Origin of the sequence: Oribacterium sp. HCP3S3_B9, from assembly GCF_052064255.1 — a bacterium.
Taxonomy (GTDB): Bacteria; Bacillota; Clostridia; order Lachnospirales; family Lachnospiraceae; genus Oribacterium.
The window spans coordinates 1-11,931 of the sequence record NZ_JBQHVY010000015.1 but is presented as its reverse complement, the minus strand read 5'-3'; the positions used below and the strand labels follow the sequence as shown (position 1 = coordinate 11,931).

Here is an 11,931-nt window from a genome sequence, read left to right as displayed (position 1 = left end):
TAAACCTCTTTACTTCTTGTTCTTTTCGTTCTTCTCATTATACATCTGAACCATATTGGCCTTCGATGCCAGAGATCCCGGTGCTGCATTACGGTTGTAATACTCTGTGGACTCCTTTGTCTTCGCACTCTGCTTTGCGATGACGGCCATGCGGTTTTCCTCGGCCGTATTTGCCATCGCCTTTGCCTTCTCGATGCGCTTCTCTACGGTCTTCTCGTCGATTGGCGGCAGACCCTTCTTCGCACGCTTCTTATTGGTCTTTTCCATCGAAGCCTGCAGAAGCTCCTGATCCGAGAACTTACCGAAGTACTTGTTCATCATGATCTGCTGAATGATCATAAAGAAGGAAGAAGCACACCAGTACAGACCAATACCAGATGCGAAGGTGAAGCAGAACCATACCGACATAAGCGGCATCATCATATTCATGCTCTTCATCATCTGCGCGGACTGATCATTGCCCTCTGCCATACCTGCATTCTGTGCAGTCATGAGCTTCGCACTCAGGTACTGCAGAAGACCGGCGAGGATCGGGATGATCCAGTAAACGTTCGGTACGAAGCCCATCGCACTCGGTGCAGTGGAGAGGTTGATACCTAGGAAGTTATTGATATGTGCGGACTGCTCTGCAGCGGTCTGAATCGCATTGACCGCATTTGTGTCGGTGAACACACCCTGAAGTGCGGTCCACTGACTCGGGTTCAGCTTGTACAGGAAATCGATGATGAAATTCCCGATCTGATCTGCCGTGTAGGAAACATTCTCACCGACACCGAGATTATGAAGCTGTGCCAGGATGTTCTTCATACCGTTATCGGTTGCGAAATCCACGAGCTTCTGAGCTGCGGATGAACCACCGATGGCATTCATGACGTTCTCGTAGATGGAGTATACATGCGGAACGTAGGCAGGGATGTTCATGATGATACGATACAGCGCGAAGATGATCGGCATCTGAAGAAGGAGCGGCAGACATCCACCGGTCATGGATGTACCATACTTCTCATAGAGGGCCTTCATCTCCTCCTGCTGCGCCATCATGGACGCATTGTCCGTTTTATTCTTATACTTATCCTGGATCGCCTTCATCTCCGGCTGCATGATCTGCATCATACGGGAAGACTTCTGCTGGTTAAGGCTGGTCGGGAAAAGAATAATTCTCATGACGAGGGTAAAGATAATGATCGCGAGACCGATATTACCGATACCGATTTTCTCGAGCGAAAGATAGATCACATTCATGATCACGCCGAGTACATTTACGATGATATTCCAGATCGGTCCCAGAATAGGAATCGTTGACGTATTTTTTGTAAGTACAACTAAGGATAAAAAGTCCAAGATTTACCTCCGGATTAGGGAACAGGATCATAACCGCCCTTGGCCCATGGATTGCATCGCAGGATGCGCCATGCCGCCAACAATGAACCTTTGATACACCCGTACTTTCTGATTGCTTCAATGGCGTATTGAGAGCAAGTCGGTGTATATTTGCAGTGAGCACCGATATAAGGCGAGATACACTTCTGGTATCCACGAATCAAACCCACCATGAGTTTCGAAATCATATGCACGCCCCCCGGATGTGTATTTTCTCTTCGTCACACATCCCATCGTCCCACTTCGATACCACTATGCGTCCGGCGTCTTCTGCGCCTCCGCATCTTTCATAAAGATATGATGCCTGTTCAAAAGATTGAGATACTGCTCTTCAATCTGCTGATAAGTACAGTAATTCGCCTTTCCGCGAATCACGATGATGATGTCTAGCCCCTGTTTCACTCTGAAATCATTTAATCTGAAGATTTCACGCATCTTCCGCGCAAATGTATGACGCACGACCGAGTTTCCGATCTTCTTCGAACAGGAAACCCCTAAACGGTTGTGCCTGCATCCGTTCTCACAAACATACATCACGAGCGCGCTCGACGCATACGATCGGCCGGTCTGATAAGCTCTCTGAAAATCACTATTCTTTTTTACGGATGGAAATCGCTTCATCTTCTCAAAAAACCTCTCCTGCCTGTGTATTTCTGTTCAATGCTGTCGACCCGTCTCCTCCCGAACGGCTTTCTCAGGCGCAGCGCGCCCGCAGAATCCCCTCGAAAAACAGACACTGTTATATGAAAAAAGACCGCTTTCAAAAGCGGTCTTCATCATATGTCGTGAATTAAACGGTTAATGCTGCTCTACCTTTTGCTCTTCTGGCAGCCAGTACCTTTCTACCGCCTGCGGTTGCCATTCTGGCTCTGAATCCATGAACCTTGGATCTCTGTCTGGTCTTTGGCTGTAAAGTCATTTTTCCCTTGTGCATATACTGACACCTCCTTTTCTGATAATCTTTCAGGACTCCATTGAATTTTCAGTTTTCAATGTTGGACTCCTTGAATAGCCCTTCGTCCTGAAGTAACTTCAGATCTAGGGTAAACATCGCTTGTATATTATATAGAAAAGCTATTTTTTCGTCAATCCTTTATTTATGCACTTTATCAACATTTTTATCCACTTTTCAACAGTATAAAAATCTGTCCACAAATTGTGTACAAAATGTGGATAAGTGGAGTACCAGGCTGACTTGGATTTTTAAAAAGCACAGAATTACGTCATTTTTATGTGGAAAAACAGATGTTCACAAGTGTTTATCCACAGACTAAGTGGCATTGCCTTGCTATTCTATCCACAATCGTTTATAATTTATTCGTAATTTTATCGTTTAAGGAGCATCTCATGAACGATTTTGAGACGATTAGAAAAAACTGGGATGATATTCTGAAGAATATGAAGGAGGAGCATGACATCCTCCCTGTATCCTTTGATACATGGCTGAAACCGCTCAGACTGTTTGATTTTATCAACAGTCAGCTGCTGATTCTTGTACCAGAAGAAGGCTATATCAAGTATCTCGATAAAAAGTATTCCTTATTTTTAAAGGTAGCGGTCGAAGAAAAGACCAGCATTCCTGTCGAGATTCTTTTTATGGTGGAAAAAGATGCTCGCGACTATGTGAAGCGTCTTCAGGGTATCTCCAGCGAGAAAAAAGATCCAGAAGAGCTGTTTGCTGAAACGCTGAAGGAAGCAAATCTGAATAGTGAATACACCTTCGACACCTTCGTCGTTGGTTCAAGCAACAACCTGGCGCATGCAGCATCCCTCGCGGTCGCTGAATCACCGGGCGAGATCTATAACCCGCTCTATATCTATGGAGGCGCCGGTCTCGGAAAGACGCATCTGATGCATTCGATTGCACACTTTATATTAAGAAACAATCCGAACGCGAAGATCCGTTATGTCACCTCGGAAACCTTCATTAACGAGTTCGTCGATTCCATCCGAAACAAGAACAACATGTCGCCGGCCGACTTCCGTAACCGTTACCGTGAGCTTGATGTTCTGCTGATCGATGATATCCAGTTTATTATAGGTAAGGAAGGAACACAGGAAGAGTTCTTCCATACCTTTAATACCCTGTATGAAAATAAGAAGCAGATCGTCATCGCATCAGATAAACCACCGAAAGACATCGATAATCTCGAGGATCGACTCCGTTCACGATTCGAGGTCGGTCTGATCGTGGATATCCAGATGCCGGACTTCGAAACACGTATGGCTATCCTTCGTAAGAAGGAGGAGCTCATGAATGTAAACATTGACAACGAGATCATCAAGTACATCGCGACGAATATCAAGTCAAACATCCGTGAGCTCGAGGGCGCACTGACGAAAATCGTGGCCATGTCCCGCCTGAAGGGCCAGTCCATCGATCTCGCGCTCGCCGAGGATCTTCTGAAGGACCACATCACACCGGATGGTCCGAAGGAAGTGACCCCGGAGCTGATCATCACGACCGTTGCAGAACACTTCGGCATCACAAATCTCGAGATCGCTTCGCAGAAGAAAAGCAAGGAAATCGTCTACCCTAGACAGCTTGCGATGTACCTCTGCCGTACCATGACCGAGGCGCCGCTGAAAACCATCGGTGAGTACCTCGGCGGGCGCGATCATACGACGATTATGCATGGTATCGATAAGATATCCACAGAATTACGCACAAACGAACAATTGAAATCCACAATTGAGACCCTGAAGAAAAAAATCTCACCTTAAGCGTCTTATCGTGACATGATTTGTTCACAGTGTGTAAAGCAACTGTCAACCGAGTTGTCAGATGCCGAAAATGACGTAATTATGCCGTGAAAATGACTTTTTCACATTTCCACAGCCCCTAATAATAGTACTAGAAATTAAAAGAATTAATTAAATATAAAGAGAGGCCGCCTCATGAAACTGCAATTCAAGAAAACTGATCTGATCAACGCGATCAATATCGTATCCAAAGCTGTTCCGTCGAAAACCACGATGTCGATTCTCGAGTGTATCCTCGTCGATGCATCCAATGGAAAAATCGAACTCGTAGGTAACGATGCAGAATTCGGTATCCAGACGGTATGCAACGGTACGATCATCGAAGCTGGTAAGGTTGCACTGGAAGCGAAGATTTTCTCTGAGATCATCCGCCGTCTTCCGGAAGCATCCGGAATCGAAGTTACCATCGAGACAGATGAACGTAACAATACCATCATCACCTGTGAGAATTCTGTATTTAAGATCGCCGGACGTGATGGCAATGAGTTCACTGCACTTCCGAAGATCGATAAAAACCAGTCTGTGTCACTCTCCCAGTTCATGCTGCGCCAGATTATCTCACAGACGATCTTCTCCATCGCTGCCAACGACAGTAACAAAAAGATGACCGGTGAACTTTTCGAGGTAAATGGAGATGATTTCACCGTCACATCCCTCGATGGTCACCGTATTTCGATCCGTCGCATCAAGCTGAATCAAAATTATGATACAGCCAGGGCCATCGTTCCTGGTAAAGCACTGAACGAGCTCAGTAAGATTCTATCCGGTGGAGTTTATGATGAAGTCATCGTCTACTTCTCCATGAATCACATCATGTTTGAGTTTAATGACACGCTCGTTGTTACGAGACTGATCGATGGTGATTACTTCCATGTAGCACAGATGCTGTCCGAGGATTATGAAACAAAAATCATCGTAAACCGTAAGAACTTCCTCGACTGTCTCGATCGTTCGACGATTTTCGTAAAGGATAACGACAAGCAGCCGCTGGTTCTGAAAATCGAGGAGAATGTACTCGGCCTGAAGATCAAGACAGACCTCGGTACGATGGATGCAGAAATCGCCATCCGGAAAACCGGAAACGATCTCATGATCGGCTTTAATCCGAAGTATCTCGTGGATGCACTTCGTGCGATAGAGGATGAGGAGGTCACGATCTACATGTCGATTCCTCGTTCTCCGTGCTTCATCCGTGATGATAAGAAGACGTACAATTACATGATTCTGCCGGTAAACTTTAACGCAGACGCATATTGAATAAATGCATAATTATACATAAATCAGATTTATAATTATGTATCATGAAAAAGATGACACGATACTGATGTGCCTGCCACACAGACATCATAGGGATCTGACGCCCTGTGGGCGCTGCTCTCGCGTGCTATAGAATGATAATTGAAACACTGGAATTAAAGAATTACAGAAATTATGACCATCTGAAGTTAGAGCTGAGTCCCGGAACGAATATTTTTTTCGGCGACAATGCACAGGGAAAAACCAATGTACTCGAAGCCATCTTCCTGGCCTGTACATCGAAATCCTACCGGATCACCCATGACCGGGATCTGATCCAGTTCGGTCATGATGAAGCACATATCAAGATGGAGACACGGAAACGCAAGGTTCCATACCGTGTTGATATGCACTTGAAAAATAATAAACCGAAGGGCATCGCCATCGATGAGATTCCGATTCGTCATGCCTCGGAACTCTTCGGTATCGCGAACGTCGTCTGCTTCAGTCCGGAGGATCTCAGTCTCATCAAGGATGGACCGGCGCTTCGGCGCCGCTTTATGGACCTTGAGCTCTGCCAGCTGGATAAGGTGTACCTGTATCATCTGGCTCGGTATAATCGAACACTCAATCAGCGGAACAAGCTGCTGAAGGATATGATCATGCGTCCGGTCCTGGCCGATACCCTGCCGGTATGGAATGAACAGCTCTGCCTCTATGGCGAGCAGGTCATCACCATCCGGGAGAAGTTCATCCAGGAGCTTCAGAGTATCATCGGTCGCATCCATCACCAGCTGACCGGAGGTGTCGAGGAGCTCAGCATCAGCTACGATCGAAATGTCGCAGCGGAAAATTTCGCCACGGCGCTCGAGAGAAGCTGTGAACAGGAAAAACGCCAGCATCTGACACTGGTCGGACCACATCGTGATGACCTCTGCTTTACGATCGATGGGAAGGATATCCGAAAATTCGGATCGCAGGGTCAGCAGCGGACGGCAGCACTGGCGCTGAAGCTGAGTGAGATCGAGCTCGTGCGACAGCGCATCGAGGATCATCCGATTCTGCTGCTCGATGATGTATTGTCGGAGCTGGATTCGAAGAGACAGAATTATCTCCTCGATCTTCTCTCTGATACGCAGAACATCATCACCTGTACCGGACTCGATGAGTTCGTCAATCATCGTTTTCATATCGATGAGCTCTTCCATGTGGTCAATGGAACGGCGACGAAAATTGAAAATCTGAAGACGCTGTACAGCACGTCAGAAAAATAAAATGCGTGTATGCATACCTTTCCGTGGTCTGTATCACGACAGGATAGTAAAAAATGCAGTTTCCTGCTGTTCCAGGCGGGTAGTCAAAGGAGAAAGCTTCAATGGCAATAGAAAAAAATGAAAATGAAGATCTGCAGCGTGAAGAGGAGCTCATGAAGGGCTCGCCTGATTACAGCGCAGATCAGATTCAGATTCTGGAAGGACTCGAAGCAGTTCGGAAGAGACCTGGCATGTATATCGGCAGCACCTCCATCCGTGGTCTCCATCATCTCGTCTATGAGATCGTGGACAACTCCGTTGATGAGGCGCTGGCGGGTTTCTGCGACAGCATCACCGTCACCATCGAGAAGGATAATTCCATCACTGTACAGGATGACGGTCGAGGCATTCCGGTCGACATTCAGAAGAAGGCCGGTAAGCCGGCACTCGAGGTCGTCTTCACCGTCCTGCATGCAGGTGGTAAGTTCGGCGGCTCCGGCTATAAGGTATCCGGTGGTCTCCATGGCGTCGGCGCGTCCGTCGTCAATGCTCTCTCAATCTGGCTCGAGGTTTCTGTCTACAAGGGCGGAAAGATCTACAACATGAAGTTCGAGCGCGGTAAAGTGGTACAGCCGATGACCGTCATCGGTGAGTGCGATGAGCGTCAGCATGGAACGAAGGTTCACTTCCTTCCGGATCCGGAAATCTTTGAAGAGACCGTATATGATTACGATACCCTGAAGGTTCGTCTCCGTGAGACGGCCTTCCTCACGAAGGCGCTGAAAATCACACTGATCGATGCGCGTGAAGGCAAGGAGCAGGAAAAGACCTTCCACTACGAGGGTGGTATCAAGGAGTTCGTACAGTATCTCAACAAGGGCAAGGAGCCACTGTATCCGGACGTCATCTACTGTGATGGCGAGCGTGATCATGTGTTCGTCGAGGTCGCGATGCAGCACAACGACTCCTATACCGAGAATACCTATACCTTCGTCAATAACATCAATACCCCGGAGGGTGGAACCCACCTCACCGGTTTTAAAAACGCGATCACGAAGACCTTTAATGATTATGCCCGCAGTAATAAGCTCCTGAAGGAATCGGAGCCGAATCTGAGTGGTGATGATATCCGTGAGGGTCTCACGACCGTGATTTCGGTAAAAATCGAGGATCCGCAGTTCGAAGGACAGACCAAGCAGAAGCTCGGAAACTCCGAGGCGCAGACCGCGGTTCAGAACATCGTCGGTGAGCAGCTCACCTACTATCTCGAGCAGAACCCGAGCGTGGCGCGTGCCATCTGTGAGAAGTCTGTACTCGCCCAGCGTGCGCGTGCAGCGGCACGTCGTGCACGTGATCTTACGAGAAGAAAGTCGGCGCTCGATGGTGTCGGTCTTCCGGGCAAGCTCGTCGACTGTAACTCGAAGGATCCGAATGAGTGTGAGATCTTCATCGTCGAGGGAGACTCTGCACTGGGACCTGCGAAGGATGGACGAAATGTCCATACCCAGGCGGTGCTGCCACTGCGTGGTAAGGTACTGAATGTGCAGAAGGCGCGCCTCGACCGTGTATATGCGAACGAGGAAATCAAGGGTATGATCACCGCCTTCGGTACCGGCATCAACGAAGACTTCGATATCTCGAAGCTTCGCTATAACAAGATCATCATCATGACGGATGCCGATGTCGATGGTGCACATATCGCGACCCTCATGCTGACCTTTATTTACAACTTCATGCCGGAGCTGATCAAGCAGGGGCATGTATACCTGGCACAGCCACCACTTTTTAATATCACGAAGAACAAGAAGCACTACTATGCTTACTCCGACGAGGAGTACCAGGATATCCTGAAGCAGATCGGTGCCGAGGGTACGGATGTATCCCGCTTCAAGGGACTCGGTGAGATGGATACAGAGGAGCTCGCAGAGACCACTATGGATCCGGAAACCAGAACGCTTCTTCGTGTGAATATGAATGATGATGATCGTGCAGATCTCGACGTCACATTCACCACGCTGATGGGCGATCAGGTCGAACCAAGACGTGAATTCATCGAAGAGAACGCGAAGTATGTCACGAATCTCGATGTCTGATATTAGTGAATTCGGAGGATAAAATTTTGGAACCAAATGTTTTTGATAAGGTCCAGGATGTAGATCTCAAGAAGACGATGGAAAACTCGTATATCGATTATGCGATGAGTGTCATCGTATCGAGAGCGATTCCGGATGTCCGGGATGGTCTGAAACCGGTTCAGCGCCGTGTACTCTATTCACTGCAGTCACTCGGTGTAACCCCGGATAAGAAAACGAAGAAGTGTGCCACCATCGTCGGTGAGTGTATGGGTAAATTCCATCCGCATGGTGACTCCTCGATTTATGGTGCCCTGGTTTATATGGGACAGAGTTGGTCGATGCGCCATGTACTGGTCGATAAGCAGGGAAACTTCGGTTCGGACGACGGCGACTCTCCTGCCGCTATGCGTTATACCGAGGCGAAGATGTCAAAGCTGGCCGGTGAGATGCTCGCCGGCATCAATAAGGACACCGTTGACTTCATGCCGAACTTCTCCAACGAGTACGATGAGCCGACGGTGCTGCCGGCGAAGTTCCCGAATCTGATCGTGAACGGTGCCACCGGTATCGCGGTCGGCATGGCGACGAACATCCCGCCACATAATCTACGGGAGGTCATCCGTGCGGTGGACCTCATCATTGACAATCGCATAAAGGATCAGGAAACGACACTGGAGGATATCATGAAGGTAATCCCGGGGCCTGATTTTCCGACCGGTGGGATCATCCTCGGCCACAAGGGCATCGAGGAGGCCTACCGTACAGGTCGTGGCAAGATCAAGCTTCGTGCCGTATGTGAGATTGAGCCGATGCAGAACGGAAAGCATCGCATCGTGGTGAAGGAGCTTCCGTACCTCGTCTACCGTTCGAGGGTCATCGAAAATATCGCAAATCTGGTCAAGGATAAGAAAATCGACGGCATCACGTATATCAACGACGCCTCCGGTAAGGGCTCCACAGCGAAGATCAACATCGAGCTTCGGAAGGATGTAAACCCGAATGTCATCCTGAACCAGCTTTATAAGCATACCCAGCTCCAGACCACCTTCGGTGTCATCATGCTCTGTATCGTGAACGGCGAGCCGAAGATTCTGAACCTCCAGCAGGTTCTCGACGAGTATCTGAAGCATCAGGTCAATGTCTTCACCAGACGTACGAAATATGATCTCAATAAGGCGCAGGAGCGTGCGCATATCTTAGAGGCACTCCTCGTCGCTGTCGATCATATCGATGAGATCGTGCATACCATTCGTGCGGCTGCGAACACGGAGCAGGCGAAGCTGGATCTCTCCGCGAAGTTCGGCTTCGATGAAGGACAGGCACAGGCCATCGTAGACATGCGTCTGCGTGCCCTGACCGGTCTCGAGCGCGACAAGCTGAAGGATGAGTACGACGAACTCGAAAAGAAAATCGCATACTACAACGAGATTCTCGGTGATCCGAAGAAGATGCTCGGCGTAATCAAGAGTGAGATCGATGTTATCGCAGATAAGTATGCAGATGATCGTCTCACGAAGTTCGGCTATGACGATTCCATCGAGGATGAGGATCTGATTCCGGATGATGATATCGTGATTGCGGCGACCAGACTCGGTTACGTGAAGCGTATGTCACCGGAGAACTTCAAGCAGCAGAACCGTGGCGGTAAGGGGATCAAGGGCATGCAGACCATCAATGATGACATCATCGAGGATCTGTTCATGGCGACGAATCACCACTACATCATGTTCTTTACAAACACCGGACGCTGCTTCCGCATCAAGGCGTATAATATCCCGGAGGCATCCCGTACCTCCCGTGGTACGGCACTCGTGAATCTCCTGCAGCTTGGATCAGATGAGCATGTCACCGCCAGCTTTGCGCTGACGGATGATTATCCATCATCCGATCAGTATCTCCTGCTTGCGACGAAGAACGGTATGGTGAAGAAGACCCCGATTGCGGATTATGCGAACATCCGTAAGACCGGTCTCATCGCGATGACGCTGCGGGACGATGACCAGCTCATCGAAGCGAAGCTGATCGATGCAGGTGAAGATGTCATGATCGGTACCCGGAATGGTATGGCGATCCGCTTTAACGAGTCGGATGTTCGGGTGACCGGTCGAAGCTCGATGGGTGTACGCGGTATCAGCCTCGATGCAGATGATGAGGTCATCGGCATGCAGAAGCTCAGCCAGGGTGACTATGTGCTGGTCGTATCTGAAAAGGGTATGGGCAAGCTGACCCATGCCGATGAGTTCAAGGCTCAAAAACGTGGAGGTAAGGGTCTGCACTGCTATCGCATCACAGAAAAGACCGGTAAGCTCGTCGGCTTCAAGCTGACCTCGAAGGAACGCGAGATCATGCTGATCACGAATGAAGGTGTTATCATCCGTATGTCGCTGAAGGACGCGAAGGATATCGGGCGTAATACCTCCGGTGTGAAGTTCATGAACATCGATCCAGATTCCGATACCGTGATCGCATCGATCGCGAAGGTACGTGAATCGACGACCGAGGCCTATGAGGCAGAGCTCGCGGAGACCGAAGCGGTTCCAGAGGATACGGAAGACGCTGGAGAGGATAACTGAAGCCATCTTACCAGAGGGAGCATATCTATATGATGTGCTCCCTCTCTTCTATCTCTACAAGCTCTCGTTCAGGCAGGATGACAGCCGCAAAATGGCGAATTTCCGTCGAAAATAAAGGTAAAAAGCGGGTTGACATCATGTAAATTTATTGGTAATATAGCTAGGCATCCTTAAAAGGGTGCTTTTATTAACCATTTTCCCGGTTTGAGATGATTCATCTCCCTTGGCAGGGATCGAGGTTAATTTGGAGTAGTACTCAAGAGGCCGAAGAGGCGCCCCTGCTAAGGGTGTAGGTCGGATAAAACCGGCGCGAGGGTTCAAATCCCTCCTACTCCGCTGAGAATTTTCTTCTGGCAGAAAAATATCTGAAAGATATGAAAATTCTTGTTGACAGAGATAACACTCTATGATAAAATGTTTTCTCGTCACCAGAAAACAGAGATTCGGATGAAGCGCTTCGCTTTCAGATGAATCTAAAATTTCTGAAAAAGTGCTTGACAAGCAAGAGATGGTTTGATAGAATATGCAAGCTGTCGCAAAGAGAGCACAACGAACCTTGAAAATCAAAGATCGATTAATACACAGACCCTGAAGATTCTAAAGAATTTTCAGAGACCAGCAATGGTCAAGCGATCAAGAGATCGCGCGAAT

General features: G+C 48.5%; 9 protein-coding genes and 1 tRNA gene. 6 read left to right on the top strand and 4 right to left on the bottom strand.

The window, feature by feature from the left end:
• Nucleotides 1-9 precede the first annotated feature (9 nt).
• From ACTNC3_RS08105 to rpmH, 4 genes are all read right to left on the bottom strand, one after another.
• Entirely contained in the window at nt 10-1,341 is a 1,332-nt protein-coding gene (locus ACTNC3_RS08105; protein WP_441227087.1) for a YidC/Oxa1 family membrane protein insertase, read from the bottom strand.
• A 14-nt stretch (nt 1,342-1,355) separates the two neighbouring features.
• On the bottom strand, nt 1,356-1,568 hold the full coding sequence (gene yidD / locus ACTNC3_RS08100; protein WP_410043706.1) for a membrane protein insertion efficiency factor YidD: 213 nt from the start codon (nt 1,566-1,568) through the stop codon (nt 1,356-1,358).
• 64 nt (nt 1,569-1,632) lie between these two features.
• Complete coding sequence (rnpA, locus tag ACTNC3_RS08095) at nt 1,633-2,001, bottom strand: ribonuclease P protein component (RefSeq protein WP_410043707.1); 369 nt, start codon at nt 1,999-2,001, stop codon at nt 1,633-1,635.
• 169 nt (nt 2,002-2,170) lie between these two features.
• Nucleotides 2,171-2,314, bottom strand: a complete 144-nt coding sequence (gene rpmH, locus ACTNC3_RS08090; protein ID WP_410043708.1) for a 50S ribosomal protein L34 — start codon at nt 2,312-2,314, stop codon at nt 2,171-2,173.
• Between the two features lie 413 nt (nt 2,315-2,727).
• Between rpmH and dnaA the strand changes: the two genes are divergently transcribed.
• The 6 genes from dnaA (at nt 2,728) to ACTNC3_RS08060 (ending at nt 11,616) form a co-directional block, all read left to right on the top strand.
• Nucleotides 2,728-4,104, top strand: coding sequence for a chromosomal replication initiator protein DnaA (gene dnaA / locus ACTNC3_RS08085; protein ID WP_441227086.1), 1,377 nt, complete (start codon nt 2,728-2,730; stop codon nt 4,102-4,104).
• 174 nt (nt 4,105-4,278) lie between these two features.
• A complete protein-coding gene (gene dnaN, locus ACTNC3_RS08080) occupies nt 4,279-5,400 on the top strand; it encodes a DNA polymerase III subunit beta (protein ID WP_410043710.1) in 1,122 nt (373 codons plus the stop codon).
• Between the two features lie 134 nt (nt 5,401-5,534).
• Entirely contained in the window at nt 5,535-6,653 is a 1,119-nt protein-coding gene (gene recF, locus ACTNC3_RS08075) for a DNA replication/repair protein RecF (RefSeq protein ID WP_410043711.1), read from the top strand.
• Between the two features lie 152 nt (nt 6,654-6,805).
• Complete coding sequence (gene gyrB / locus ACTNC3_RS08070; RefSeq protein ID WP_441227118.1) at nt 6,806-8,725, top strand: DNA topoisomerase (ATP-hydrolyzing) subunit B; 1,920 nt, start codon at nt 6,806-6,808, stop codon at nt 8,723-8,725.
• 26 nt (nt 8,726-8,751) lie between these two features.
• Nucleotides 8,752-11,280: a DNA gyrase subunit A gene (gyrA, locus tag ACTNC3_RS08065; RefSeq protein WP_441227085.1), complete on the top strand. Its 2,529-nt coding sequence runs from the start codon at nt 8,752-8,754 to the stop codon at nt 11,278-11,280.
• A 246-nt stretch (nt 11,281-11,526) separates the two neighbouring features.
• Nucleotides 11,527-11,616, top strand: a tRNA-Ser gene (locus ACTNC3_RS08060).
• Nucleotides 11,617-11,931 lie beyond the last annotated feature (315 nt).